The organism is Ensifer sp. Root1252, assembly GCF_001425885.1.
GTDB lineage: Bacteria > Pseudomonadota > Alphaproteobacteria > Rhizobiales > Rhizobiaceae > Ensifer > Ensifer canadensis.
Window position 1 is genome coordinate 652,857 of record NZ_LMDT01000001.1, and the last position, 25,341, is coordinate 678,197.

A 25,341-nucleotide genomic window follows, 5' to 3' on the forward strand; every position below is an offset into this window, starting at 1 on the left:
CGCTGAACACTTTGCGCGACATGCTTTTCGCGCCGCGATCTTTCAGATTCGCTTTCTGCGCTTTAAGCTCTTGTTTTTGCGCATGTCGTTATCGCAAAACCGCTGCACACTTTTGCGCGACATGCTTTAGGAAGCTATGCTCTGGGGTTTCGCTCGGTGAAACCAGCAAGATTGGCAAGCGTCGATGAAAGACCCGCCTCGTGATCCTCCCGCGATATGCCTTCAGGAACATTCGCGCAGGTTACACGCACCCGGGTGCCACCGGATATCGTCTCCGGTGCCCAGGTGATCGTCATGATCCCGGCAAATGCCGGATCTTCGGATTCGAACTCCACCTGCTGCACGACGCGTTCATTCGGGCGCAACTCGACGAAGCGCCCCTCGACAATATCGGTCTCATCCGACGTCTTGCCGCGATTGCCATGTTCGGATTTATCGTAGACGAGCGCCATGCGATAGCGACCGCCCTCTTTCGCCTCAAATGCATGGACATGGCCCGTCATCCCCTCCGGGGGCAGCCATCGCGTCACGGCTTTCGGATCAAGCAGTGCCAGATAAACCACCTGCGCGGACGCCACGATCACACGTTCGGCGCTATCCGTTCGTCTGAGCGAACCGTTCGTCATGACAAACCTCCCAAATTGAGCAGTGCGGCAAGTATCCGGTGCCGTCATCAAGATGGGGCACTCGACCGTTTCCGCCTATTGCCGACGGCAAGCGCGGAAGAAGCGTTGCAATGACCACTCGAGAGAACCTGCAACGAAGGACGACCATCGCCGCAGAGCGCCGCGACTCCGCCAGTCAGACATGGCGCCCAGTGGACGCGGCAAGGCTCCAAACTTGCCCCGTTAGTTTCCAACTTGGGTCGATGCGCATGTCAGGAATTGTGCGGCAGCATACAAAAGCAAAGTCGCCGACTTCCGAAACCGCAATTGCAGGTAACGCGGACGGCGACTGCCCGACGCCGTCAACGACCGTCAGGCGGCCGCTTGCAGACGCTCGCCGGCGATGCGGTAGGAGATCGCTTCGGCCAAGTGCAGCCGGCCGACGGTCGCGCTGCCATCGAGATCTGCGAGCGTACGCGCCACCTTCAGGACGCGGTGGTAGCCGCGCGCTGAGAACTTCAGTTTTTCGGCAGCGTCGCGCAGCAACTGCAGGCCGGCTGCATCCGGTTCGGCAATGCGTTCGATCATCGCCGTCGAGCAGCGGGCGTTGCTGGATGGCTCGCGACTGCCGAGCGCGGCGAAGCGATCGATCTGCAATTGCCGGGCGCGGGCGACACGTCTTGCCACAGCAGCACTGGCCTCTGCCGCCATCGGCCGGATCAGGTCTGCGGCGCTGACAGCCGGTACGTCGATGCGCAGATCGATCCGGTCCATCAGCGGGCCGGAGATGCGCGCCTGGTAATCGCTCATGCAGCGCGGGCCACGGGCGCAGGTGCGGCCGGGTTCACCCGCCATGCCGCACCGGCACGGGTTCATCGCTGCCACCAGTTGGATCGCGGCGGGATAGGTGACGCGATGGTTGGCACGGGCAATGATGCATTCCGCCGTTTCCAGCGGCTGACGCAGGGCATCAAGCACCTGCGGGGGGAACTCGGGAAACTCGTCAAGGAACAGAACGCCGTTGTGGGCGAGCGATGCCTCGCCTGGTTTCGCTCGCAAGCCGCCACCGATCATCGCCGCCATGGTGGCGGAATGGTGCGGCGTGCGGAACGGCCGCCGGTCGGACAGCTTGCCGCCCGGCAACTGGCCGGCGATCGAGTGGATCATCGAGACTTCGAGAAGCTCGGCAGGCGTCAAGGGCGGCAGGATCGACGGCAAACGCGAGGCCAGCATCGATTTGCCCGAGCCCGGCGGTCCAACCATCAGCAGATTGTGGTTGCCGGCGGCGGCGACTTCGAGCGCCCGCTTGGCGCTCTCCTGTCCCTTGATATCGGCAAGATCAGGCAGATCGGTAGCGCCGGCGCGAATGGCAGGCTCCGGCCGGGAGAGCACCTGCGTGCCCCTGAAATGATTGGCGATGGCGATCAGGCTGCGGGGTGCAAGAATATCGATCTCGGCGCCGGCCCAGGCGGCCTCCGGACCGCTTTCGGCCGGACAGATCAGCCCCTTGCCGAGCGCATTGGCGCCAATTGCGGCCGGCAGCGCGCCGGCGACGGCCGCGACCGTACCGTCGAGATTGAGCTCGCCGATCACCACATAGCCATTCAGCGCGTCGCCGGGGATGGCACCGAGCGCGGCCATCAGCCCTAGCGCGATCGCGAGATCAAAGTGGCTGCCTTCCTTGGGCAGATCCGCGGGCGCGAGATTGACGGTGACTTTCTTGGCTGGCAGCGCTAGACCAGACGCATGAAGGGCTGCCTGCACCCGCTCGCGGCTTTCGGCCACGGCCTTGTCGGGCAGGCAACGATCTGCATGCCGACCCGCCCGGGTGCAACCATCACCTGAACGTCGACCGGCACACCTTCTATCCCCTGGAATGCAACCGTACTGACCCGCGCAACCATGACCGCCTCTTCGACCAGGGCGGCCCGCCATGCCGCCGCAACCCCGGTGGTTGCAGCGATAAATCTTGCACGGAAAACACACAAAAACAAGAACAATAACAGAACATCACGCCTTGCGTCGCGCAGATGCTTGAGCAGCACATCGCTCGACCGTCCCACCGTCACCAGACGTGCTGAAACCCAGAGATCGCCCGCCGGCCATCGGCGCGCGTTCGCAATCGGTCTCGAAACGTATCAACCGCTTGCGCTCAACTTGGATCCAAGCGGCCACAGGCGGATTGCCGATGCCATTCGAACGCCTACTTAGTCCTCATGTTTCCAGAGGGGATTGATGATGGTTGGCATCCGCGAACTGAAAAAGCGCACTCGATACTTTCTACATGGAGACAAAACGCTGCCTGGGTATGCCGCTGACGGCCTCAGGACGACGAACAAGAACACGTCGTTCATGGACGAGCCGCAGTTTGCAGCAGCATGGACCATTGCCGAGGAAGGCAACCGGGAGGCCTGGCGGAAGCGCGGCCGCGTTCCCGATGTTCGCTGGCGCGCGCACACGTGCTGTTGGGCGGCATCGCGGGCGCTTCGCCTGGAAGGCGACTTTGTGGAATTCGGCGTGAACGCCGGTCTTCTGTCAATGACGGTGTGCCGGTATCTCGGTTTCGAAGCGCTCGATCGCAAATTCTGGCTGTTCGACACGTTCGGCGGCATCCCGCACGGGCACATGACCGACGTGGAACGCCGCCTGACAACGCAGCGAAACACCGGCATCTACGAGGACGTTTTTGAGGTCGCGAAGCGCAACTTTGCACCTTTCCCCAATGCACATCTCATTCGCGGCGTGCTGCCCGATACCCTCGAAGGCGTTCCGCTCGGAAACATTGCCTATCTTTCGATCGACCTGAACGTCGCGCAATACGAGAAGGAATGCATCGAACGAGTGTGGGACAATCTCGTACTGGGGGCAACAATCGTTCTCGATGACTATGCGTTCCGCGGCAGCGAGGAACAAAACGCGATGTGGAACGACTTTGCGAGGAAAAACGGTCAGGCGATTTTGACGCTGCCGACCGGCCAGGGAGTGATTGTCGTCCAGTGAACCGTTTTGCTCCCGTTCATGATTCCGTCGGTAAAATGCTCGGGCAGTCAAAGGAGAGCCCTATGATCAGGATGATCAAAACATGTGCGATAGCCACCATCGCGTGCACCTTCGTAGTAGGAGCGGCAGCTTCCCAGGATCTGGATATTTATATCGACGGCGGTGGCCCGCGCTACCGTGATCAGCCACGCTACTATGACGAGCCCCGGTACTATGACGAAGACGACGGCTGGGGCGAGCAGCAATATCGCCGCCGACCGCCGGAAGCCTATCAGTGCACACCGCGCCAGGCGCTTAACAAAGCCCAAAGATATCTTCGCAATCCACGCGTCGGCCGGACGTCGCAGGAGATTATTGAAATTCGCGGAATCGGCAGCCGTGGCGAACGCAATCGCATCATCTTCGGTACGCGACGCGGGTGCCCGCGCATAGGCTGACAAAGCAACCAATCACGGTCCAGGGAGCACTCGCTCGGCTGGCCTTTTTGGAACGGTATTGCTGGGAGCCTGTTCCCATAGAGCGTCTGCAACAGCTCGGTGATGGACGCCAGCCAATCAGCACCACGATCGGGATCGGCCAGAGCGCGTCTGCGCGCTGGTAGCATCTCGTGGCTACAGCGCGCGCCTGTCGTCTAACACGTGCGCCGCCTGCGCTAGGCGCGCTTGCGCTCGATCGCGTCCCAAAGCAGGCTGGCGACGTCGGCGCCGCCGAACTTCTTGACTTCGCGGATGCCGGTCGGCGACGTCACGTTGATTTCGGTCATGTAGTCGCCGATGACGTCGATACCGACGAAGAGGAAGCCGCGCTCCTTCAGCGCCGGTGCGATGCGGGCGCAGATTTCCTTCTCGCGCGCCGTCAGTTCGGTCGGCTCGGGCCGGCCACCGGCGTGCATGTTGGAGCGGGCGTCGTGCTCGGCAGGCACGCGGTTGATGGCGCCGACCGGCTCGCCGTCGACGAGCAGGATGCGCTTGTCGCCCTTGCGCACCGCCGGCAAATACTCCTGCGCGATGAAGGGCTCGCGGAACATCTGGCCGAACATTTCAAGCAGCGACGACATGTTGCGATCGTCGCGCGCGGAATGAAACACACCAGCGCCGCCATTGCCGTAGAGCGGCTTCAGGATGATGTCGCCCATTTCCTCGCGGAATCGCGCGATCTCGGCGGCATCGCGGGTAATCAGCGTCCTCGGCATCAGATCAGCGAATTCGGTGACGAAGATCTTTTCCGGCGAGTTGCGCACCCAGGCCGGGTCGTTGACGACAAGCGTCCTCGGATGCAGGCGCTCGAGCAGATGCGTCGAGGTGATGTAGGCCATGTCGAAGGGCGGATCCTGGCGCAACAGGATCACGTCCATGGTCGAAAGATCAAGCCGTTCCGGCTCGCCGAGCGTGAAGTGGTCGCCCTTGACGTCGCGCAACGTCATCTGCTGCGCAGTGGCGAAAACCTTGCCGTCACGCAGCGACAGCTTCTCCGGGGTGTAGTGGAAGAGCCGGTAGCCGCGGGCCTGTGCCTCAAGGCACATCGCGAAGGTGGAATCACCTGCGATGTTGATGCCCGACACATGGTCCATCTGGACCCCGACATTGACGATTTTCGCCATCTTCCTATCCCCGTTAGATCGCGATGACCTTGGAGCGGTCCGATCCAAGGTCATAAACGTGATCGATATTAATACGTTAGAGCGAGATGCGGGCGGAGAACCGAGCAAACGTTTCCTCATCCCGCTCTAGAAATGCCCGCAACATGTAGAATGCGGACTCGCCTTAGGCAAGGCTCGAGCGCCAAGCATCGAGCGCTTCAGCGGCAAGGCTATTCAAAGCCCTCGATGACGCAGGTGATGAGATCATGATCCGAAAGCGGACGGCCGTCCGCGTCGAGCGAAGGAATGATCCCGCTTTCGCCGATCTTCAAGCCCCGTGACAGAAACCAGTCGAGTTTCATCGCCCGCTCCGGCCAGCGCGTGATCAGGCTGGGGCGGGTCGTCATCAGCTCGATCGGCCCGCCATGGCGGGTGAAGCCGCGCGCAGCGCTCGTGGTGAACAGCCCTTCGGCCTCGAAATCACCGCCAGCGTGGTTGCCGGTGTTGAGGTCGCCGCCGATCAGCACAGGCAAGGCCAGGAAGGCTTCATCGAGCGCCTCGATCAGTTCCTTCACCTGGCGCTCGCGATAGGGCGCCGTGGTGGCGCTTTCGAGATGGGTGGAAACGGCAACGAAGGGCCCGGCTTGCGTCTCGATCACCGCGCCGATGGCAAAGCGTTCGCCGACGCGCGGCTGATCGCCGCCATCCATGAACCACAGCCGTTTGCCCCAGAGGCGGAGCATGAACGGCCGGCCGAGCGGCACCGCAGCCATCAACGCATTGCCGTGAAAACCCTTTTCGTTGAAGTCGTCCTTGCAGAATTCCAGTTCAGTATCGGAACCGAGGCCGAGCTCGATGAACTCGACGCCGTAGGCATATTGCATCTGGAGCGTGGCTGCGACCTCCGCGGTCGGGTGGCGCTGGCCGGTGCGGGCCATGCCGTTGTCCATTTCCGAGAGCAGCACGACCGGCGCGTCGGTTGCCGCCAGATGCGCGGCACTTTCCGGCGCAAACAGGCAGCGCTCCAGGTTCCAGGCGGCGATGGTAAACGGAAAGGCAAGCGGCTCGCCCGACGACGGCGCGCCGCCGATCTCGATGCTGTTCATCTCGGGAAGTGCTGCCATCACGGCATCATGGGCTGCGATCGAACGTTCAATCGCCGTGAAACCGGCGCGGGTTTCCTGCGAGGGCACGGTGAGGCTGATGACAGTCTTTTCGATCACAATGCCGGCTCCAGGCTGACGGGACGAGCGCTTTCGGCAGTATTGGCGAAAGACGTTCCGCGCTCCAGTCGCTTGCCGTTCTCGGGCGAGAAGAAATGCAGGCGGCCCGTTGCAATCGTGACAGCAAGATCGCCGGACAAGGGAATTTCGGGAGAAAGCGCCACGGTCAGCGCCTGATCCTCGATGGTGCCGTGGACGAGGCGTTGCGCGCCGAGTTCCTCGACATAGTCGACCTGAAACAGCATCGCATCCTCGCCGACGGCGGCAAGCCGCAGGTCCTCGGCGCGCAGGCCGACGGTGACCGGCCCTTCGACCGGCGCACTGTCGCCAAGCTCGATCCTGTAGGTGCCGACAGAAAGGCGCGAGCCTTCGATGCGGCCCTTGATCAGGTTCATGGCGGGCGAGCCGATGAAGCTCGCGACGAAGGTCGAGGCCGGGCGATGGTAGACATCGAGCGGGCGGCCGATCTGCTCGATCCGGCCACCGTTGAACACCACAAGCCGATCGGCCAGCGTCATCGCCTCGAGCTGGTCGTGCGTGACATAAAGCGATGTGGTGCCGAGGCGCTTCTGCAGCCGCTTGATCTCGCCACGCATGGAAACGCGCAGCTTGGCGTCGAGGTTGGACAACGGCTCGTCGAAAAGGAAGGCTGCCGGCTTGCGCACGATGGCGCGGCCCATGGCCACACGCTGACGCTGGCCACCGGAAAGCGCACGCGGCTTGCGGTCGAGATAGGGCTCGATCTCCAGCATGCGCGCGGCTTCCGCTACACGGGCGTCGATCTCGGCTTTCGGCGTCTTGCGGTTCTTCAGACCGTAGGCGAGGTTCTGGTAGACCGTCATATGCGGATAGAGCGCATAGTTCTGGAAAACCATGGCGATGTCGCGCTCAGCCGGATCGACCTCGTTGATGACGCGTGGGCCAATCTTGACCGTGCCTTTCGAGATGCCTTCAAGGCCTGCGACCATGCGCAGAAGCGTGGACTTGCCGCAGCCGGACGGGCCGACAAGCACGATGAACTCGCCGTCCTCGATATCGATCGAGACGGACTTTACCGCCTCGACGTTGCCGGTATAGATCTTCGAGACCTCGGCGATGGTGATGGCCGCCATGGCTGCCTCCGTTGGTAAATTGCGGTTTGAGGAAGCGGCAAAGACGGCTTCGCCTCTCCTTTGTCTACTTGTCGCTTTCCGTCAGGCCCTTGATGAACCAGCGCTGGAAGATCACCACGATCAGGACCGGCGGCAGCATGGCAAGGATCGCCAGAGCAAAGGCCTCGTTGTAATCGGGGATGTTCGAGCCGACCCAGACGAGCAGGATCTGCTTGATGCCGCGCACCAGCGTGAAGAAACCTTCGTCCGTGGTCATCAATGTCGGCCAGAGATACTGGTTCCAACCATAGACGAACATGATGATGAAGATCGCCGCCATCATGGTGCGCGACAGCGGCACCAGCACGTCGATGAAGAACTTGAACGGGCCGGCGCCATCGATGCGCGCTGCCTCGAGCAATTCGTCCGGCACCGACTTGAAGAACTGACGGAAATAGAAGGTACCCGTCGCCGACGCGAGCAGCGGCACGATCAGGCCGGTATAGGTGTTGGTCAGCTTCAGCGTGTTCATCACCTCGTAGGAGGGAAGAATGCGCACTTCGAGCGGCAGGAGCAGCGTCGTGAAGATGATCCAGAAGAAGAAGGTCGCGAGCCGGAAGCGGAAATAGACGATCGCATAGGCGGCCAGCATCGACAAGACGATCTTGCCGAGCGCGAAGCCGAGGCCGAGGATCATCGAGTTCATCATCATGTTGAGGCCGGTGATCTTGCCGGTGAAGCCGCCCTTGCGGGTGAGCACCGTCTCGTAGGTCTCGACGAAATGGCCGCCCCAGCTGAGGCTGAGGCCGTTGCGGTGGATATCCGCCGCCTCGTGCGTCGACGTCATGAAGGCGACCACGACCGGTGCCACCATGATGAAGACGCCGGTGAGGAGGATGACGTGGTCGAAAAACTTGGTGCGATACATCGGCCCCGCCTCAATTGTAGTGCACGCGCCGCTCGATGAAGCGGAACTGGAAGATGGTGAGCACGAAGACGATGAGCATCAGGATGACCGACTGCGCCGAGGAGCCGCCAAGGTCGTTGCCGCGGAAACCGTCCATGTAGACCTTGTAGACAAGGGTGATCGGATTGTTCGCCGCCTTGTCTTTCACCATGACGTCGATGACGCCGAAGGTGTCGAACAGTGCGTAGGTGACATTGATGATCAGAAGGAAGAAGGCGGTCGGCGCGAGCAGCGGCAGGATCACGGTCCAGAAGCGGCGGAAGCCCGAGCGGCAATCCATGGCCGCCGCCTCGCGCACCGCGACCGGAATACCCTGCAGGCCGGAGAGGAAAAAGATGAAGTTGTAAGGGATCTGCTTCCAGACCGAGACGACGATCATCGAAAAAGCCGTATCGAAATAGTTGAGACCGACCTTGATATCCCAGCCGAACCAGCGGGCAAGCTCGACGATCGGGCCGATATGCTGGTCGAAGAACATCATGCCGATGAGGCCGGCAACCGGGGGCGCGATCGCATAGACCCAGATGAGCAGCGTCTTGTAGGTGGCGTTGCCGCGGATGACCCCATCCGCCTTGACGGCGAGCAACAGGCCGATCGACAGCGCGAAGAAGGTGACGAGCGTGGTGAAGATCGCCGTGAAGCGCGAGATGCCCAGATATTCGCCCGACTTCAGCACGTCGGTGTAGTTCGCCATGCCGACGAAGGTCGAGCCGAAGCCGAACGGGTCTTCCAGATAAAAGGACGACTGGATCGCCTGGATCGACGGCCAGTAGAAGAACACGAAGATGATCGCCAGCTGCGGCGCGAGAAAGAGGTAGGGCAGGTAAGGCGAGGAGAACTGCACGCGCTTGGCAGTCGCGTCGCCGTCCTTCGGTTTGCCGCCGAACAGCCGGAGGGCGCCGAAGCGACGCCCGTCCGTTCCCGTCCCTCCCCGCGGTGCGGGGAGGCTTTCCGTTCCAGAGGTCATCGAGATCAGCCAGCCGTCTTGGCGAAGCGGGCGAGCAGCTCGTTGCCGTCCTTCTCGATCGTGTCGAAGGCGTCCTTGACCGTGGTTTCACCGGAGAAGATGCGGCCGTATTCGCGTTCCATGATCTCGCGGATCTGCGGGTAGAAGCCGAGGCGGTAGCCCTTCGACCAGTCGCCGGCCGGCAGCATCAGCTGCTTGATGCCGACTTCCGCGACCGGCTTTTCCTTGTAGTAGCCGTCCTTCTGGGCAAGCTCGTAGGCTGCCTTGGTGATGGCCACGTAGCCGGTTGCCTTGTGGTAGAAGTATTGGATTTCAGGCGAGGTCAGGAACTGGAAGAAGTCGGCGACGCACTTATTTTCCTCGTCCGACTTGCCCGACATGGCAAACAGTGCCGCGCCGCCGATGAAGGAGTTAGTGCCGGCACCCTCGATTGCGTTCCAGTAGGGCAGGAACGTCGCCGAGAACGGCATCTGCGCCGTCTTCTGCAGGCCGCCGAACGAACCGGACGAACCGATCCAGAATGCAGCCTTGCCTTCTTCGAAGACCTTCTGGTTGTCGTTCCAGCCGGCGCCGTAAAAGGCGAAGTAACCTTCGTCCTTCCAGGCCTTGAGCTTGTCGAACATCATGACCAGGTTCGGATCGGTGACCTTGAGCTTGGTGTCGGCGACGCTGTCGTAGCCGTTGTTGTTGGTGGCGAACTGGATGTTGTTGCGCGAGAAGAAGTTCTCGGTGAACTGCCAGGTGAGCTGCGACTGGACGAGCGGGATGTAGCCGGCGGCTTTCAGCTTCGGTGCTGCAGCCTCGAACTCCTCCCAGGTCTTCGGTGCTTCGACGCCGGCCTTTTTCAGGGCTTCGTCGTTCACGTACATGATCGGGGCCGACGAGTTGAACGGCATGCCGACGAACTTGCCTTCGCTATCGGCGTAGAAGTAGCGCACGCCGTCGATGAAGGCATTGCGGTCGAAGTTGTGGCCGGCCTTGATGATCAGATCTTCGGCGGGAACGACGGCGCCCTTGGCGTTGATGATGGTCGCTGCACCGGCGTCGAAGACCTGCAGAATGTTCGGCTGTTCGCCAGAGCGGAATGCGGCGATGCCGGAAGCGAGCGCTTCCTCATAGGTGCCCTTCGAAACCGGGGTCAGCGCGCAGGCGCTCTGGGCTTCGTTGAACTTCTGCGAGATCTCGTTGATGACCTCGCCGTTGCGGCCGGCCATGCCGTGCCACCAGGTAATATTGGTTGCGGCTAGCGACGAGGTTGCCGAAAAAGCAAGGGTGAAAGCTGCGAGTGAAATTTTCTTGAACATGACTGGTCCTCTCCACCGAGTTGCGGATGGCAGTGGACTAGTGGCCTTCAATGACAGGCCGGTAACGCTTTTATGTCGGGACGATTACAAATTCGCGAATCTGTTCCAAGACGGGATGCGGGCGGAACACCGCAATCATTTTCCCTCATCCCGCGCCGGTTCAGAACGCATCGGGCAGGTGTCGCGGCCAGCGCCAGGGTGTCACCGTGATGATATCGTAACGGACGGAAAGCCTGGCGAAATCGGGTTGGCGTGCGAGCCAGAGATCGCTGGCCGCGCGAATGCGGTGCTGCGCCGTTCCGGTGACGGCGAAGACCCCGTCGTCGGCCGAGCGCCGGGCCTTGACCTCGACGCAGGCGATGAGATCACCCCGCCGCGCAATGATGTCGATTTCGCCCAGTTTGGTGCGATGACGCATGGCGACGATGCGGTACCCTTTGACGATCAGGCAGAGGGCCGCGCGATACTCGGCGAACCGACCGCGCCTCTGAGCCCCAAGCCTGCGTCGATCGGGCCCTTCAGTCGCCATGGCGGCCCTTGAGTTCCAGCAGCCGGTCGTAAAGCTCCTTGCGCGGAAGGCCCGTCTGCTTTGCTGCCTCGGTCGCCGCCTTGCCGGTCGACATATCGGCGATGAGCCGCGTCAACAGCGCATCAACGTCGGCGGCCTCCGGTTCCGGCGGCGCGTCCGGCGGGCCGATCACGAACACGATCTCGCCCTTGACCGCGCCGGCATCGTCGTAAAACGCCTTGAGTTCGCCGAGCGTGCCACGGCGGAATTCCTCGAAGGTCTTGGTCAGTTCGCGGCACACGGCCGCCTTTCTGTTTTCGCCGAGCACGGCGGCGGCAGCCGCCACCGTGGCGGCAATCCGGTGCGGCGATTCGAAGAACATGAGCGTCGACGGCACCGTCGCCAACTCCTGCAGCCGATCGCGCTTGGCCTTGTCCTTGGTCGGCAGGAAACCGGCGAAGAGAAAGGCGTCGTTGGGCAGGCCCGAACCGACAAGGGCGGCAAGCGGGGCTGAGGCGCCTGGGATCGGCACGACGCGATAGCCTGCATCGATCGCCAGCTGCGCCAGGCGATAGCCGGGATCGGAGACAAGCGGCGTGCCGGCATCGGAGACTAGCGCCACCGATCTGCCCTCGCCAAGAGCCGCCAGCAGCCGCGGGCCGACCTCGTCGGCATTATGCTCGTGGTAGGCGTAGGGCCGGTTGACGATGCCGTAACGGTCGAGCAGCACGCGGGTGACGCGGGTGTCCTCGCAGGCGAGCACGTCGGCGCCGGCAAGCGTTTCAAGCGCCCGCAGGGTGATGTCGCCAAGATTGCCGATCGGCGTCGCCACCAGATAGAGCGCGACATCGAGCGGACGCGCGGGAATGCTGGCATTGTGCAGCCGATAGCTGCGCTGCTTCTGCCCATCCGAGGCGTCCGACGTCTTATGTTTTTCCAACTGCAGCTTCCTGATGGCGATGCCGGCTGACCGGTTTTAGTCTTTATGAGTGAGCCGACATGGCAGAGCAAGGGCGCCAAGCGGCCGGCTGGTGCGTCATCTGGGGACAGCGCCAGTCAAACCCCTTGCTTTTCAGGCGCTGTTTCTGCCATTTTGCCGGTCCACATCCTTCCGGTCGGTCGGCCGGGACACTCGCAGTTGACGCTGCGGCGGGAGCCTCGCCCGCCCAGCAACGGTTGAAAGCGGTAGCATCCCATGCGCATTACTCTCGAGCGGTCCAATCTCCTGAAGTCGCTGAACCACGTTCACCGCGTGGTCGAACGGCGAAACACGATCCCGATCCTCTCGAACGTTCTTTTGCGCTCCGACGGCGCGAGCCTCGAGATGAAGGCGACCGACCTCGATCTCGAGATCACCGAGGCGACGCCGGCGCAGGTGGAACAGGCCGGCGCCACCACGGTTCCGGCGCACCTGCTTTATGACATCGTGCGCAAGCTGCCCGATGGCTCGGAAGTGCTGCTGGCGACCAACGCCGAAGGCACAGCGATGACGGTCGCCTCCGGCCGCTCGAAATTCTCACTGCAGTGCCTGCCGCAATCCGATTTCCCCGACCTGACGGCCGGCAGCTTCTCCCACACCTTCCGCCTCAAGGCGACCGACCTGAAGATGCTGATCGACCGGACGCAGTTCGCGATCTCGACCGAGGAGACCCGCTACTATCTCAACGGCATCTTCGTGCACACGGTCGAGAGCAAGGGCGACCTGAAGCTGCGCGCCGTGGCAACCGACGGCCACCGCCTTGCGCGCGCCGACGTCGAAGCGCCGTCCGGCTCCGAGGGCATGCCGGGCATCATCATTCCGCGCAAGACCGTCAGCGAACTGCAGAAGCTACTCGACAGCCCCGATATCATCGTGACGCTCGAAGTATCGGACGCCAAAATTCGCCTGACGATCGGCTCGATCGTGATGACCTCAAAGCTGATCGACGGCACCTTCCCGGATTACCAGCGCGTTATACCGGCCAACAACGACAAGGAACTGCGCGTCGATTGCCAGTCCTTCGCCCAGGCCGTCGACCGCGTTTCGACGATTTCCTCCGAACGCGGACGCGCCGTGAAGCTGGCGCTGGCCGACGGCCAGATGACGCTGACGGTCAACAACCCGGATTCGGGCAGCGCGACGGAAGAGCTGCCGGTCGGCTACGAGCACGACCCGCTCGAAATCGGTTTCAATGCAAAATACCTGCTCGACATCACCTCGCAGCTGACGGGAACCGACGCCATCTTCATGCTGGCCGACCCGGGCTCGCCGACGCTGGTGCGCGATCTGGCGGCCGAGGACGCGCTTTACGTGCTGATGCCGATGCGGGTTTAGCCGCCCGTGCCGCGGTGAAAAATTAAGACCCGTCACGCCGCGCGTGGCGGGTTTTTTGTTGGCGCTGATATTCGCGTGCTGTTGATAAGACGACGCTTTCAGGCGTAGACAGACTTGTTTTTGCCGCAGATGGGATCACATTATGTCTGCAATGTCCGTTCCCCGCTCGAATCAGCGGAACCGGACGATCCGTATGAGAGGACGACGGTTTTGAGGGGTTCAATGAATTTGCGCGTGAAGGTGAAGGAACGGCTTGGCCGGAAATTCGACGAGGAGATCCGTTTCTTCAAGGGGTGGATGAGCAATGCGAAGGCGGTCGGGGCAATCCTTCCGACGTCTTCCGTCACCGCCCGCCGCATGGCGAGCGTCATCAATCCCCATTCCGGATTGCCGGTTCTTGAACTCGGCCCCGGAACCGGCGTCATCACCAAGGCGATCCTGGAGCGCGGTCTAGCAGCGGAAGATCTGGTGTCCGTCGAGTACTCCACCGACTTCTACCAGCAGCTCAAGGCAAACTTTGCCGGCGTCAACTTCATCAACGGCGACGCGTTCGATCTCAAGCAGACGCTTGGCGCGATGACGGACCGGACCTTCGACAGCGTCGTGTCTGCCGTGCCGCTGCTCAATTTCCCGATGCATCGTCGCGTCGAGCTGATCGTGGATCTTTTGTCGCGCATCCCGGTCGGCCGTCCCGTCGTGCAGATCTCCTATGGTCCGCTGTCGCCTGTGGTTGCCATGCCCGACCGCTACAGCATCCAGCATCTCGATTTCGTCGTGCGCAACATTCCCCCGGCGCAGCTCTGGGTCTACCGCAAAGCGCACTGACAGGGCACACCATTGTTCGGTCTGTATATCACGCACCCGCAAGTGCAGATCGATCCGGCAGTTCCCGTGCCGAAATGGGGACTGTCGGAGATCGGATATGCGCGAGCGGAAGCGACGGCGCGGCAGCCGTGGGTTCGAACGCTCGGGCGGATCGTTTCGAGCGACGAGACCAAGGCGATCGAGACCGCGAACCTTCTGGCCGGAGCGGCCGGCGTCGCGATCGAGACCGACGACACGATGGGCGAGAACGACCGCTCGGCCACCGGCTTCCTGCCGCCCCCGGAATTCGAGAGGGCGGCGGACTGGTTCTTCGCCAATCCGAACGAAAGCTTCAACGGCTGGGAGCGCGCCGTCGACGCGCAGGCCCGCATCTCGGCTGCCGTCTTTCGTATCCTTGACGAACACGACGCCAAAATCCCGATCGCTTTCGTCGGCCATGGCGGCGTCGGTACCCTCTTGAAGTGCAAGCTGGGCGGCACCGCCATCAGCCGAAGCGCCGACCAGAAGGGCGGCGGCGGCGGCAATCTCTTCGCGTTCCGTCTTGCGGATCGCGCCCTCACATGCGACTGGACCCCGATGGAATTCTGGCAGGGGGTGACCGCGACATGACCGAGACCGCACGCGACCGACTGATCGTCGGCCTGGATCTTCCGACAATCGCAGAGGCTGAAAAGATCGTTACCACGCTTGGTGACGACGTGACCTTCTACAAGATCGGCTACCAACTGGTGTTTGCCGGAGGGCTCGAGTTCGCCCGCGATCTGGCCGCGAGCCGCAAGAAGGTCTTCCTCGACATGAAGCTGCTCGACATCGACAACACGGTGGCCAAGGGCGTCGAGAACATCGTCAAGATGGGCATGTCGATGCTGACGCTGCACGCCTACCCCAAGGCGATGAAGGCGGCGGTCGAGGCAGCCAGGGGATCGGATCTCTGCCTGCTCGGCGTTACCGTGCTCACCTCGATGGACGAGCAGGACGTGATCGATGCGGGCTACGAATACGACCCGCACACGCTGGTGCTGCGCCGGGCCGAACAGGCCCGTGCCGCCGGCATGGGCGGCATCGTCTGCTCGGCCGAGGAATCCTCCGCGGTGCGCAAGATCATCGGCCCCGACATGGCTCTGGTGACCCCAGGCATCCGCCCGGCCGGAGCCGAGAAGGGCGACCAGAAGCGCGTCATGACACCCGCCGACGCGCTGAAGGCCGGATCGAGCCACCTCGTCGTCGCGCGCCCAATCGTCGCAGCCGCAGATCCGCTTGTCGCCGCGCGCGGCATCCTCGACGAGATGAACGGCGCGCTTTCGCGCTGATCGTGACACCCGCGTGCAACAGGTCGGCGATCCCTCTCGTACATCGCCGCCCTCTGCAACCGTTCCGCTTGACCTTGCCCGGAATTTGCCGGAAGTAACACTCCCGTCTGCTTTCGATGCCTGAAGACGAGGAGTTCAGCATGGCAAAAGGATATTGGATCGCACGGGTCGATGTGCGAGACCCCGAACGCTACAAGGACTATGTGGCGGCCGCAAAGCCGGCCTTCGAGAAATACGGCGCCAATTTCCTGGCGCGCGGCGGTGAATTCGAGCGGCTGGAAGGTGGGGTTCGCGCCCGCAACGTCGTCATCGAATTTCCATCGCTTCAGGCCGCTGTCGACTGCTATAATTCCCCCGAGTACCAGATTGCCGCGGCGATCCGCCAACAGGTGGCAGACGCCGAGATGGTGGTCGTCGAGGGCATCTGACCGACGAGTGTTGCCAACCACGGCAACGCCGCCCGCCGCGAGGATTGGCCTTCACCTCTCGCGGCTGTTGGGCTATGTAGCAAACAATTCTTCCAAATGAGATCAGGAGTGCACTTCCCATGACCTTGTCCAACCTTCCGCCGCTGGTGACGATTTTCGGCGGATCCGGGTTCGTCGGCCGTCATGTCGTACGTGCACTCGCCAAGCGCGGCTACCGCATCCGCGTTGCCGTTCGCCGGCCGGATCTTGCAGGCCACCTGCAGCCGCTCGGCAATGTCGGCCAGATCTCGTTCGTCCAGGCCAACCTGCGCTATCGCAAGTCGGTCGACCGCGCCGTCGAAGGCTCCGACCATGTCATCAACTGCGTCGGCGTCCTGTTCGAGAGCGGCCGCAACACCTTCGACGCCGTGCAGGATTTCGGCGCCCGAGCGGTTGCGGAAGCCGCGCGCAATGTCGGCGCCAAGCTAACGCATATCTCGGCGATCGGCGCGGACGCCAAGTCGGAATCGAGCTACGCCCGCACCAAGGGGCGTGCCGAAGCCGCGATCCTGGAAACGCTGCCGGACGCGATCATCCTGCGCCCGTCGATCGTCTTCGGACCGGAGGACGGCTTCTTCAACAAGTTCGCCCAAATGGCCCGGTTCGCACCGGCGCTGCCACTGATCGGCGGCGGGAACACCAAGTTCCAGCCGGTCTATGTCACCGATGTCGCCGAGGTCGTTGCCCGCTCGGTCGACGGCAAGCTGTCGGCTGGCACGATTTACGAACTCGGCGGACCTGACGTCCTCACCTTCCGCGAATGTCTCGAGATCATGCTCCAGACCATCGATCGCAAGCGCTCGCTGGTATCGGTGCCCTTCGGCATCGCCTCGCTGATGGGCCGCGTCGCGTCGATGATCCCCTTCATCACGCCGCCGATAACGCCCGACCAGGTGGTGTTGCTGAAATCCGACAATATCGTCTCGGCCAAGGCCGAATCCGAAGGCCGGACGCTTGGCGGCATCGGCATCACGCCGACGATGCTGGAATCGATCCTGTCGACCTATCTCGTGCGCTATCGCCCGCAGGGCCAGTATACACGCAGCGGCCGCGCCGCCTGAGGCAGCAGCCCAGAAAGCCTCTTTCGATCGCCGCCGGCCCTGCCGGCGGCTGTTTTATTGTGTCATCAAGGCAACAGCGTTGCAGTTCTGCCGCAGTGACAAAAGCGAATGGCATTTACCGCAGATTCAACATGTCCTGATATTGATCAAGACATATCCAACGCATAAAAACCGCCCCGCGCCCCGATCACAGGTAAGTCTCGGCGGCGGCAGCATCACTCTCGAAAGGCATGGCGTCCATGGGCAAGTCGATCGCAATCTTTTTTGCGTCTGCGGCACTGATCATTCTGGCTGGCTCCTTCGTCGCGCCGAACACGGTCGCGAGCAGCCGCAAGGGCTGCACGCCGGCCTATGGCGTCGACCCGTGCACGACGGCGTCGATCGACCTTTCCGGCAAGTAAGCCGGCGCCCATCGGGCGATTAGCTACAAGTTTTTGGCGGGGGCCAGGGACCGCGTGCGTTTCATCTGAAACGCACGCGGTTTTATTTTTACAGCGCCGCGCGTCAAATATGACGCGCAAAGGACGCTGTATCTCTTTATATTTGCTGCATAATTTCGCCCTTAAATCGGATCCGATTTAGAGAATTATGCAGTAGCTGTTCTCAGCCGAGCATCCAGAGGCCGATAAGGCCGGCGGTGCCGACGACGATGCGCCAGATCGCAAATGGCGTGAAGCCGCGGCGCGAGACGAAGTCCAAGAGCGAGCGGACGACGAAGATGCCGGCGACGAACGCCGCGATGAAGCCGACGGCAATCAGTGTGAAATCGTCGAACGACAGCGCATCACGGTTCTTGTAGAGGTCGAGCGTGAAGGCGCCGAGCATCGTCGGCATGGCCAGGAAGAACGAGAACTCCGCCGCCGACCGCTTGTCCGTTCCCATCAGCAGAGCGCCGGCAATCGTCGCACCGGAGCGCGAGGTGCCGGGAATCATCGCCAGGCACTGGAACAGGCCGATCTTCAGCGCCAGCGACGGCGGATAGTCCATGACGTCGGTGTAGCGCGGCGTCAGCGGCATCCGATCGATCGCAAGCAGGATGAAGCCGCCAATGATCAGCACGACACAGATCAGGATCGGCGTTTCGAACAGCACGGTCTTGATGAAGTCATGGGCGATTGCGCCGATGATGGCGGCCGGCAGGAAGGCGAGCAGCACCGACACGACGAAGCGGCGGGCCTTGACGCTCGTCGGCAGCGCCAGTGCGATCGACAGAAGTCTTTGGAAATAGACGAGCAGGATCGCCAGGATGGCGCCGAGCTGTATCAGAACGGCAAAGGTGTTGCCCGGCGATCTGAAGCCGAGGAAGTGCCCGGCGAGGAGCACATGCGCCGTCGAAGACACGGGGATGAACTCCGTCAATCCCTCGATGAGACCGAGGACGAGCGCGCTGATGATCGATTGATCCGCCATATATAAGATTTTCCTGATAAGTTTTGGAGTGGGAGGAAAAGGCTGATTCGCTTGTGTTTGCCACCACAAGTTCCTATAGCTTTTTCTGATGAGCCGTGGCCAGACGCATGCGCCGCCACGCTGACGTTCCCTGAAAAAAGACCATAAGAAGCCAGATCATCGATGCCGACACTGTACCATCACCCCATGTCCTCCGCTTCGCGGTTCGTGCGCCTGATCCTTTCGGAATACGGCTACCAGACGGAATTGACCGAGGAACAGCCCTGGGAAAACCGGCGAGACTTTCTGACGCTGAATCCGGCGGGCACGTTACCGGTCTATGTTGACGACAGTATGAGGGCGCTTTGTGGCGCCACGATCATCTCGGAATATCTCGACGAGACGAACGGCATCATGAAGCGAGATCGGCGGCTTCTGGCGGAAGATCCGTTCCAGCGCGCCGAAATCCGCCGGCTGGCCGAATGGTTCCTTCACAAGATGGAAGCCGACGTGACGCGCCCCTTGGTGCGCGAGCGCATCTTCAAACTGCAGATGACGCCGGACCAGGGCGGCGGCGCACCTGACAGCAAGGTGCTGCGCACCTCGCGCGCCAATATCCGCCAGCACATGAAGTACCTGTCGTGGCTTGCCGGGTCGCGGCCCTGGCTTGCAGGCGACCGGATCTCCTATGCCGACCTTGCGGCGGCCGCGACGGTTTCGGTGCTCGACTATCTCGGCGAGATCGACTGGTCGGACGCGCCGACCGCCAAGGAATGGTATCAGCGGCTGAAGTCCCGCCCCTCCTTCCGCCCGCTGCTCTCCGAGCGCGTGCGCGGTATCACACCGGTTCCGCATTATGCGGATCTCGATTTCTGAGGATAGTGCCGTGCCCGGCAGTGCTGCCAAGGCTGAAAACCAGGAGCGACGGCGGCAGAAGCTGACGGAATTCCTGAAGGCCGAGGCGGCCGACAAGGGCTTCGACGTCTGTCGCATCACCCGGCCCGATGCCATACCGGAGGCGCCGGCGCGGCTCGTGGAATTCCTCGACGAGGGCTTCCACGGCACGATGGAATGGCTGGCCGAAACGGCGGAGCGCCGCTCCGATCCGCGAACCCTCTGGAGCAACGTGCGCTCGGTCGTCATGTTCGGAATGAACTACGGCCCGGAGGAAGACCCGCGCGGCATCCTCGACCAGCCGGATCGCGGTGCGATCTCCGTCTATGCCCAGAACCGCGACTATCACGATATCATCAAGGGCCGCCTGAAAGAGGTCGCGACCCGCTTTGCGGCACGTGCCGGCGAAGACGTGAAGGTGTTCGTCGACACGGCACCGGTGATGGAAAAGCCGCTCGCCGAAAAGGCAGGCATCGGCTGGCAAGGCAAACACACCAATCTCGTCAGCCGCGAGTTCGGCTCCTGGCTGTTTCTCGGCAGCCTGTTCACCACGGCGGAACTTGCCTTCGACGCCGCCGAGCGCGACCATTGCGGCTCCTGTCGTGCCTGTGTCAACGCCTGTCCCACCGCTGCCTTCCCCGCCCCCTACCGCATCGACGCGCGGCGCTGCATTTCCTACCTGACAATCGAGCACAAGGGGCCGATCGACCCGACGCTGCGTCCGCTGATCGGCAATCGCATCTATGGCTGCGACGACTGTCTTGCCGCCTGCCCCTGGAACAAGTTCGCGCAGCAGGCGTCGGAGATGAAACTGAAGGCGCGCGATGACCTGAAGGCGCCGTCGCTCGCCTTTCTCCTGACCCTCGACGACCCGACATTTAGGACCTTCTTCTCGGGCTCGCCGGTCAAACGCATCGGGCGTGACCGCTTCGTCAGAAATGTCTTGATCGCAGCGGGCAATTCCGGCGATGACAGCCTGGTCGCAGCCTGCAAGACGTTGACCAGCGATACCTCCCCGATGGTGAGGGCGATGGCGGTGTGGGCTTTGTCACTATTGATCTCGCCCGATGCGCTTGCGGCCCATGAGAGGCAATGCGGTGCGGAGAGCGACGAAGAAGTGTTGTCCGAATGGCAAATGGCGGGAGTAAGCCGATGCATGTCCTGATTCTTGGCGCCGGTTATTCCGGCATGGCGATCGCGCGCGCACTGGCCGACAAGGCCGATAGCGTCACTGGTACGACCCGCAGTGCGGAAAAGGCTGCCAAACTCGCAAAAGCGGGCATCCGCCCGATCGTCTTCGACGGCGATACGGTTTCCGACGAACTGGCAGACGCCTTGCGGCAGGCGACCCATCTGATCCAGTCGATCGCTCCCGGCCGCGACGGCGACCCGATGTTCCGCCCCGGCAGCACCGACCTCGCCACGCTTGCCCCTGCCCTTCGCTGGATCGGCTATCTCTCCACCGTCGGCGTCTATGGCGACCATGGCGGTCAGTGGGTGACGGAAGACATGTTGTCCAAACCGGTCTCGGCGCGCTCGGTGGAGCGAGTCGAGGCGGAAGACGCCTGGCTTGCCTTCGGCGCCAAACACGCTGTTCCCGTCGCTGTGCTACGGCTTTCCGGCATTTACGGCCCCGGACGCAACGCCTTCTGCAATCTCGCCAACGGCACGGCCCGCCGGCTGATCAAGCCCGGCCAGGTGTTCAATCGCATTCGTGTGGAAGATATCGGCGCTGCCACATCCTACCTCTCCGAAAGACTTCAGGGTGGGATCTTCAACATCACCGACAACGAGCCGGCACCACCGCAGGATATCGTTGCCGAGGCCGCGCGGCTGATGGGCGTCGAGCCGCCGCCCGAGATGCCGTTCGAAACCGCCGAGCTTTCGCCGATGGCCCGATCCTTCTATGGCGAAAACAAGCGCGTTTCGAATGCACGCCTGCGGGAAACCGGCTTCGAACTCGCCTATCCCGATTATCGCGTCTCGCTTGCGCAAATGTGGCAGACGGACAGCTGGCGCGGCCAATGAACAATTGCTGCGCGAACCAGTCAAAATATTCCGTTCGCAATGGAACATTGTCGATAGCATGATCGTTAGTAATGGTGATCTCACGGAGGCGCTTAATTGTGACCTTCGTGAGATATTCATTCTATACTCGGCGAATTGAATGCAACCACAGCGGTAGTGACGCATTTTTGACCATCCGGATTCCGGACGATTCGTTCAATTCGAAATTTTTAATGATTTTTTTCGTTAAGCCGATATCTCGGCTCGCGTGCGCGCCGCATTTAGCGTTCAACCGCTGATTCCAAAGAACTTCCGGGTTCTATTTAAACTATTTCAAACAATCTTCGTTTTTTAATTTTCGTCCTTTTTTAATAGATCCTAATAAAACGTAAATGGTTGAAGCACGTTTTCGCCATTTTTCGCCCCAATTAGCGATCTTCGACAGAATTAACCAAGAGCTCCAGCCCAAGAGCTCTAACCGAGGGTCGCCAGTTTGACGCCAGCGAAAATCAAGACTGTTGCTGCGGCAGCGCTGTTCACCGCCGGGATCGGCCTCGGTTCCGTTTCCGACAGCCAGGCAGCAGGCGCCGGCTGCGGCGGTGCTTCCTGGTATGCGCTGACCTCCAAGACGGCTTCCGGCGAACGTATGAACGCCGCCCGCCTCACCGCCGCCCATCGCAGTCTGAAATTCGGCACCAAGGTGCAGGTCACCAACAAGCGCAACGGCAAGAGTGTAATCGTTCGCATCAACGATCGTGGCCCGTTCATCCGTGGCCGTGTGATCGATCTTTCCAAAGCAGCCGCCTCGCAGATCGGCATGATCAGCTCCGGCCACGCCAGCATCTGTTATCGCGTCGTCAATTCCTGATCGTAAAATACTTCCGTCCGGCATCCGATCCGGGCGGTTCTGCTTTGAGAAGTACTGTTCCTCGCCACTTCCCCGCGTTTAATCCCGGCCAGCGTCTTGCTCTTCGATGCCATCGCCGCTACCACGGCGAAAAAGGAGTTGATCGAAGATGCGATTGGGCGGCAGGCTCGCTGGAGCCATTGAGGTTCTTGAGGACATCGAAAAGCGGAAGCGCCCGGTCGCCGACGCACTCAAGGACTGGGGCCTTTCCCATCGCTTCGCCGGCTCCGGCGATCGATCGGCGATCGGCAACATCGTCTATGACGCGCTTCGCATGAAGCTCTCCCACGCCTACCTGATGGACAGCGACAGCGCCGCCGCTCTCGGCCACGCCGTGATGTACCGCCAGTGGGGCTTTTCCCCCGAAGCGCTGGCGGCCGAACTCGATGGCGACAAATTCGCACCCGAGATGCCGTCCGCCGACATGGCGCAGGCCTTCGCGACGCGCCGCCTCGATGATGCCGCGCCCCACATCCAGGGCGACATTCCCGAATGGGTGCAGGCATCCTTCGAGGAAAACTTCTCCGAGGATTGGCTCGACGAAGCCAAGGCGCTCGCCGGGCGTCCGACGCTCGATCTGCGCGCCAACACGCTCAAGTCGACCCGGGACAAGGTGCTGAAGGCGCTGGAGCGCAGCGGCGCTGAAGCCGCAACGATCGCCCGCAACGGTATTCGTATTCCCGCCGGCGAAGGCGCCTCGCGCCTGCCGAACGTCACCGCCGAGCTTTCCTTCCAGAAAGGCTGGTTCGAAGTCCAGGACGAGGGATCGCAGATCGTCGCCGATCTCGCCTTCCCGCAGGAAGGCGAACAGGTGCTCGACTATTGCGCCGGCGGCGGCGGCAAGACGCTCGCCATGTCGGCTGCGATGAACAACAAGGGCCAGGTGCACGCCTACGACACCGACCGCAAGCGCCTGGCGCCGATCATCGAACGGCTGAAGCGCGCTGGAACGCGCAATGTCCAGGTACACGATTCCGCCGACAGCCTGGCGCCGCTTGCCGGCCGTTTCGATCGGGTTCTCGTCGATGCGCCTTGCACCGGCACCGGAACGTGGCGTCGCCGCCCCGACACCAAGTGGCGGCTCAACCAGAAGAACCTCGAAGAGCGGATCTCCCAGCAGGAAGAAGCGCTGGCAAGTGCTGCGCAGTTCGTGCGGCCGGGCGGACACCTGATCTACGTCACCTGCTCGGTGCTTCCCGAGGAGAACGAGGCGCAAGTCTACGGCTTCTGCGAAGACAATCCGGAATTCGAGATCCTGTCGGCCGCCGACATCTGGGCCGGGCTATTCGGTACCGACAAGCCGCAGCCATGGTCCGCCGACATGAAGACGGTGACGCTGACGCCGGCTTCCACCGGCACCGACGGCTTCTTCTTCTGCCTGATGCAGCGCAAGGCCTGAGCGCCTCGCCGGCGGCTTCGACACTGCGCCAAACCGCCGGCATCAGATTGAAAACGTTCTAAACTATACACTTTGACACCAGTTTACTTTTGGTTCATGACAATCAAGCTCCGGCGGGTCGGCGGGGGATTTTCCACGACCCATTGCCGAGCAATGACGCCGTCCCGCGGTGTCCGTTCCGGTCACGCCGGGAGAAGAACAGGAGAGGGTCATGACCAAGAATTTCATCCGCGCCGCGGCGCTGGCGCTCATGACGGCAACGTCGACGCTGGCCCTGCAGCCGGCGCAGGCCGCCACCGATGCGGCCGCCGTTGTAAAGCACTACACCGTCGTCGCGCACGCCAAGTTCGAAGATGCGCTGATCACCGCTGAGGCGCTCGACAAGGCAATCGACGCGCTGATCGCGACCCCCAGCGAAGCAACGCTGAAGGCGGCGCGCGAAGCCTGGCTCAAGGCCCGCCACCCCTACCAGGAAACGGAAGTCTACCGCTTCGGCAACGCCATCGTTGACGAGTGGGAAGGCAAGGTCAACGCCTGGCCGCTGGACGAAGGCCTGATCGACTATGTCGATCCGAGCTACGGCAGCGAGAGCGACGAGAACGGTCTCTTCACCGCCAACGTGATCGCCAACAAGACGATCAAGATCGACGGCAAGGATGTCGACGCCACCAACATCACGCCGGAACTGCTGGCGGGTACCCTACAGGAAGCAGGCGGCATCGAGGCGAACGTCGCCACGGGCTATCACGCCATCGAATTCCTGCTCTGGGGCCAGGACCTGAACGGCACCAAGGCTGGCGCCGGCAACCGCCCCTACACGGATTACGACACCAAGGCCTGCACCGGCGGCAATTGCGATCGGCGTGGCGCCTATTTGAAGGCTGCATCCGAACTGCTCGTTTCGGACCTGAAGGAAATGGTTGCCAACTGGACGCCGGATGGCGCGGCGACCAAGGCCGTCGAAGCCGATCCGAAGGCTGGCCTGACCGCCATCCTGACCGGCATGGGATCGCTCTCCTATGGCGAGCTTGCAGGCGAGCGCATGAAGCTCGGCATCCTGCTGCATGACCCGGAAGAAGAGCACGACTGCTTCTCCGACAACACCCACAACTCGCACCTGCACGACGCGATCGGCATCCAGTCGGCCTATACCGGCGAATATACCCGCGTCGACGGCACCAAGCTGACCGGCGCCTCGCTTTCCGAACTCGTTGCCACCAAGGACGCGGCACTCGACAAGGAAATGACCAAGGATCTCGCCACCACGGTCGAGAAGATGCAGGCGATGGCCAAGCGCGCCGAAACCGTCGAGGCCTACGACCAGATGATCGGCGAAGGCAATGCCGAGGGCAACGCCACCGTCCAGGCCGCGATCGACGGCCTGATCGCCCAGGCCAAGACCGTGCAGCGCGTCATCGCGTCGCTCGACCTCGGCACGATTGAGCTTGAAGGTTCCGACAGCTTGGATAATCCTAACGCTGTTTTCCAATAAGCTGAAAAGGCGGGCCGCGCCGTTACGGACGC

At 62.1% G+C, this 25,341-nt stretch carries 25 protein-coding genes and 1 pseudogene; 15 read left to right on the forward strand and 11 right to left on the reverse strand.

Translation table 11 applies throughout. The features are described from left to right. Positions 1-134 precede the first annotated feature (134 nt). Both ASD02_RS03190 and ASD02_RS03195 read right to left on the reverse strand, forming a co-directional pair. Complete coding sequence (locus tag ASD02_RS03190) at positions 135-626, reverse strand: SRPBCC domain-containing protein (RefSeq protein ID WP_025425625.1); 492 nt, start codon at positions 624-626, stop codon at positions 135-137. A 351-nt stretch (positions 627-977) separates the two neighbouring features. Then, positions 978-2,509, reverse strand: a pseudogene (locus ASD02_RS03195) (YifB family Mg chelatase-like AAA ATPase). Between the two features lie 331 nt (positions 2,510-2,840). Between ASD02_RS03195 and ASD02_RS03200 the strand changes: the two are divergent. Both ASD02_RS03200 and ASD02_RS03205 read left to right on the forward strand, forming a co-directional pair. Further along, on the forward strand, positions 2,841-3,605 hold the full coding sequence (locus tag ASD02_RS03200; protein WP_225906194.1) for a TylF/MycF family methyltransferase: 765 nt from the start codon (positions 2,841-2,843) through the stop codon (positions 3,603-3,605). Between the two features lie 62 nt (positions 3,606-3,667). Next, complete coding sequence (locus tag ASD02_RS03205) at positions 3,668-4,042, forward strand: hypothetical protein (RefSeq protein WP_025425623.1); 375 nt, start codon at positions 3,668-3,670, stop codon at positions 4,040-4,042. A gap of 215 nt (positions 4,043-4,257) precedes the next feature. Here the strand turns inward: ASD02_RS03205 and gshB are convergent, their stop codons facing one another. The 8 genes from gshB to rsmI all read right to left on the reverse strand — a co-directional run bounded on the left by gshB (position 4,258) and on the right by rsmI (position 12,184). Further along, positions 4,258-5,205: a glutathione synthase gene (gene gshB, locus ASD02_RS03210; protein ID WP_025425622.1), complete on the reverse strand. Its 948-nt coding sequence runs from the start codon at positions 5,203-5,205 to the stop codon at positions 4,258-4,260. Positions 5,206-5,414: 209 nt separating this feature from the next. Beyond that, entirely contained in the window at positions 5,415-6,407 is a 993-nt protein-coding gene (locus tag ASD02_RS03215; protein WP_025425621.1) for an endonuclease, read from the reverse strand. Further along, positions 6,404-7,519 carry a sn-glycerol-3-phosphate import ATP-binding protein UgpC gene (locus tag ASD02_RS03220; protein WP_025425620.1) on the reverse strand — a complete coding sequence of 372 codons (1,116 nt, stop codon included), beginning with the start codon at positions 7,517-7,519 and terminating at the stop codon, positions 6,404-6,406. Before ASD02_RS03220 ends, ASD02_RS03215 begins: the two co-directional genes overlap by 4 nt. A gap of 64 nt (positions 7,520-7,583) precedes the next feature. Further along, complete coding sequence (ugpE, locus tag ASD02_RS03225) at positions 7,584-8,426, reverse strand: sn-glycerol-3-phosphate ABC transporter permease UgpE (RefSeq protein WP_025425619.1); 843 nt, start codon at positions 8,424-8,426, stop codon at positions 7,584-7,586. A 10-nt stretch (positions 8,427-8,436) separates the two neighbouring features. After that, positions 8,437-9,432, reverse strand: a complete 996-nt coding sequence (locus ASD02_RS03230; RefSeq protein ID WP_025425618.1) for an ABC transporter permease subunit — start codon at positions 9,430-9,432, stop codon at positions 8,437-8,439. A 5-nt stretch (positions 9,433-9,437) separates the two neighbouring features. Next, entirely contained in the window at positions 9,438-10,736 is a 1,299-nt protein-coding gene (locus ASD02_RS03235) for an extracellular solute-binding protein (RefSeq protein ID WP_025425617.1), read from the reverse strand. Between the two features lie 160 nt (positions 10,737-10,896). Further along, entirely contained in the window at positions 10,897-11,265 is a 369-nt protein-coding gene (locus tag ASD02_RS03240; protein ID WP_025425616.1) for a YraN family protein, read from the reverse strand. After that, positions 11,255-12,184 carry a 16S rRNA (cytidine(1402)-2'-O)-methyltransferase gene (gene rsmI, locus ASD02_RS03245; RefSeq protein WP_025425615.1) on the reverse strand — a complete coding sequence of 310 codons (930 nt, stop codon included), beginning with the start codon at positions 12,182-12,184 and terminating at the stop codon, positions 11,255-11,257. Before rsmI ends, ASD02_RS03240 begins: the two co-directional genes overlap by 11 nt. Before the next feature lie 255 nt (positions 12,185-12,439). Here rsmI and dnaN point away from each other — a divergent pair, with 255 nt between their 5' ends. The 7 genes from dnaN (at position 12,440) to ASD02_RS39115 (ending at position 17,622) form a co-directional block, all read left to right on the forward strand. Next, positions 12,440-13,558 carry a DNA polymerase III subunit beta gene (gene dnaN, locus ASD02_RS03250; RefSeq protein WP_025425614.1) on the forward strand — a complete coding sequence of 373 codons (1,119 nt, stop codon included), beginning with the start codon at positions 12,440-12,442 and terminating at the stop codon, positions 13,556-13,558. Between the two features lie 222 nt (positions 13,559-13,780). Beyond that, positions 13,781-14,383 (forward strand): phospholipid N-methyltransferase PmtA, encoded by a 603-nt coding sequence (gene pmtA, locus ASD02_RS03255; RefSeq protein WP_025425613.1) that lies wholly within the window; start codon positions 13,781-13,783, stop codon positions 14,381-14,383. A 12-nt stretch (positions 14,384-14,395) separates the two neighbouring features. Then, complete coding sequence (locus ASD02_RS03260; protein ID WP_025425612.1) at positions 14,396-14,992, forward strand: histidine phosphatase family protein; 597 nt, start codon at positions 14,396-14,398, stop codon at positions 14,990-14,992. Further along, positions 14,989-15,693, forward strand: a complete 705-nt coding sequence (gene pyrF, locus ASD02_RS03265; RefSeq protein WP_025425611.1) for an orotidine-5'-phosphate decarboxylase — start codon at positions 14,989-14,991, stop codon at positions 15,691-15,693. The genes ASD02_RS03260 and pyrF overlap by 4 nt, the downstream gene beginning before the upstream one ends. Before the next feature lie 140 nt (positions 15,694-15,833). Further along, positions 15,834-16,121, forward strand: coding sequence for a DUF1330 domain-containing protein (locus ASD02_RS03270; RefSeq protein ID WP_025425610.1), 288 nt, complete (start codon positions 15,834-15,836; stop codon positions 16,119-16,121). A gap of 119 nt (positions 16,122-16,240) precedes the next feature. After that, a complete protein-coding gene (locus tag ASD02_RS03275; RefSeq protein WP_025425609.1) occupies positions 16,241-17,221 on the forward strand; it encodes a complex I NDUFA9 subunit family protein in 981 nt (326 codons plus the stop codon). A 239-nt stretch (positions 17,222-17,460) separates the two neighbouring features. After that, on the forward strand, positions 17,461-17,622 hold the full coding sequence (locus tag ASD02_RS39115) for a hypothetical protein (RefSeq protein ID WP_025425608.1): 162 nt from the start codon (positions 17,461-17,463) through the stop codon (positions 17,620-17,622). A 202-nt stretch (positions 17,623-17,824) separates the two neighbouring features. Here ASD02_RS39115 and ASD02_RS03280 read toward each other — a convergent pair whose 3' ends face one another. Next, positions 17,825-18,631, reverse strand: a complete 807-nt coding sequence (locus ASD02_RS03280; RefSeq protein ID WP_025425607.1) for an undecaprenyl-diphosphate phosphatase — start codon at positions 18,629-18,631, stop codon at positions 17,825-17,827. Positions 18,632-18,793: 162 nt separating this feature from the next. Here ASD02_RS03280 and ASD02_RS03285 point away from each other — a divergent pair, with 162 nt between their 5' ends. The 6 genes from ASD02_RS03285 (at position 18,794) to ASD02_RS03310 (ending at position 25,309) form a co-directional block, all read left to right on the forward strand. Next, positions 18,794-19,486 carry a glutathione S-transferase family protein gene (locus ASD02_RS03285; RefSeq protein ID WP_025425606.1) on the forward strand — a complete coding sequence of 231 codons (693 nt, stop codon included), beginning with the start codon at positions 18,794-18,796 and terminating at the stop codon, positions 19,484-19,486. Positions 19,487-19,496: 10 nt separating this feature from the next. Beyond that, a complete protein-coding gene (queG, locus tag ASD02_RS03290) occupies positions 19,497-20,669 on the forward strand; it encodes a tRNA epoxyqueuosine(34) reductase QueG (protein WP_025425605.1) in 1,173 nt (390 codons plus the stop codon). Then, a complete protein-coding gene (locus tag ASD02_RS03295; RefSeq protein WP_025425604.1) occupies positions 20,657-21,532 on the forward strand; it encodes an SDR family oxidoreductase in 876 nt (291 codons plus the stop codon). Before queG ends, ASD02_RS03295 begins: the two co-directional genes overlap by 13 nt. Before the next feature lie 472 nt (positions 21,533-22,004). Next, positions 22,005-22,379, forward strand: coding sequence for a septal ring lytic transglycosylase RlpA family protein (locus ASD02_RS03300; RefSeq protein WP_025425603.1), 375 nt, complete (start codon positions 22,005-22,007; stop codon positions 22,377-22,379). Positions 22,380-22,527: 148 nt separating this feature from the next. After that, positions 22,528-23,817 carry an RsmB/NOP family class I SAM-dependent RNA methyltransferase gene (locus ASD02_RS03305; RefSeq protein WP_025425602.1) on the forward strand — a complete coding sequence of 430 codons (1,290 nt, stop codon included), beginning with the start codon at positions 22,528-22,530 and terminating at the stop codon, positions 23,815-23,817. Between the two features lie 211 nt (positions 23,818-24,028). Next, positions 24,029-25,309, forward strand: a complete 1,281-nt coding sequence (locus ASD02_RS03310) for an imelysin family protein (RefSeq protein ID WP_025425601.1) — start codon at positions 24,029-24,031, stop codon at positions 25,307-25,309. Positions 25,310-25,341 lie beyond the last annotated feature (32 nt).

What these genes read in the sequence shown, in the direction of transcription:
- ASD02_RS03190 (WP_025425625.1), bottom strand. Translation starts at nt 626, where the DNA reads ATGACGAACGGTTCGCTCAGACGAACGGATAGCGCCGAACGTGTGATC.
- ASD02_RS03270 (WP_025425610.1), top strand. Translation starts at nt 15,834, where the DNA reads ATGGCAAAAGGATATTGGATCGCACGGGTCGATGTGCGAGACCCCGAA.
- ASD02_RS03205 (WP_025425623.1), top strand. Translation starts at nt 3,668, where the DNA reads ATGATCAGGATGATCAAAACATGTGCGATAGCCACCATCGCGTGCACC.
- ASD02_RS03230 (WP_025425618.1), bottom strand. Translation starts at nt 9,432, where the DNA reads ATGACCTCTGGAACGGAAAGCCTCCCCGCACCGCGGGGAGGGACGGGA.
- ASD02_RS03235 (WP_025425617.1), bottom strand. Translation starts at nt 10,736, where the DNA reads ATGTTCAAGAAAATTTCACTCGCAGCTTTCACCCTTGCTTTTTCGGCA.
- ASD02_RS03285 (WP_025425606.1), top strand. Translation starts at nt 18,794, where the DNA reads ATGCCGACACTGTACCATCACCCCATGTCCTCCGCTTCGCGGTTCGTG.
- gshB (WP_025425622.1), bottom strand. Translation starts at nt 5,205, where the DNA reads ATGGCGAAAATCGTCAATGTCGGGGTCCAGATGGACCATGTGTCGGGC.
- ASD02_RS03280 (WP_025425607.1), bottom strand. Translation starts at nt 18,631, where the DNA reads ATGGCGGATCAATCGATCATCAGCGCGCTCGTCCTCGGTCTCATCGAG.
- pyrF (WP_025425611.1), top strand. Translation starts at nt 14,989, where the DNA reads ATGACCGAGACCGCACGCGACCGACTGATCGTCGGCCTGGATCTTCCG.
- ugpE (WP_025425619.1), bottom strand. Translation starts at nt 8,426, where the DNA reads ATGTATCGCACCAAGTTTTTCGACCACGTCATCCTCCTCACCGGCGTC.
- ASD02_RS03240 (WP_025425616.1), bottom strand. Translation starts at nt 11,265, where the DNA reads ATGGCGACTGAAGGGCCCGATCGACGCAGGCTTGGGGCTCAGAGGCGC.
- ASD02_RS03305 (WP_025425602.1), top strand. Translation starts at nt 22,528, where the DNA reads ATGCGATTGGGCGGCAGGCTCGCTGGAGCCATTGAGGTTCTTGAGGAC.
- ASD02_RS03275 (WP_025425609.1), top strand. Translation starts at nt 16,241, where the DNA reads ATGACCTTGTCCAACCTTCCGCCGCTGGTGACGATTTTCGGCGGATCC.
- ASD02_RS03295 (WP_025425604.1), top strand. Translation starts at nt 20,657, where the DNA reads ATGCATGTCCTGATTCTTGGCGCCGGTTATTCCGGCATGGCGATCGCG.
- ASD02_RS03200 (WP_225906194.1), top strand. Translation starts at nt 2,841, where the DNA reads ATGATGGTTGGCATCCGCGAACTGAAAAAGCGCACTCGATACTTTCTA.
- ASD02_RS03220 (WP_025425620.1), bottom strand. Translation starts at nt 7,519, where the DNA reads ATGGCGGCCATCACCATCGCCGAGGTCTCGAAGATCTATACCGGCAAC.
- dnaN (WP_025425614.1), top strand. Translation starts at nt 12,440, where the DNA reads ATGCGCATTACTCTCGAGCGGTCCAATCTCCTGAAGTCGCTGAACCAC.
- pmtA (WP_025425613.1), top strand. Translation starts at nt 13,781, where the DNA reads ATGAATTTGCGCGTGAAGGTGAAGGAACGGCTTGGCCGGAAATTCGAC.
- ASD02_RS39115 (WP_025425608.1), top strand. Translation starts at nt 17,461, where the DNA reads ATGGGCAAGTCGATCGCAATCTTTTTTGCGTCTGCGGCACTGATCATT.
- ASD02_RS03310 (WP_025425601.1), top strand. Translation starts at nt 24,029, where the DNA reads ATGACCAAGAATTTCATCCGCGCCGCGGCGCTGGCGCTCATGACGGCA.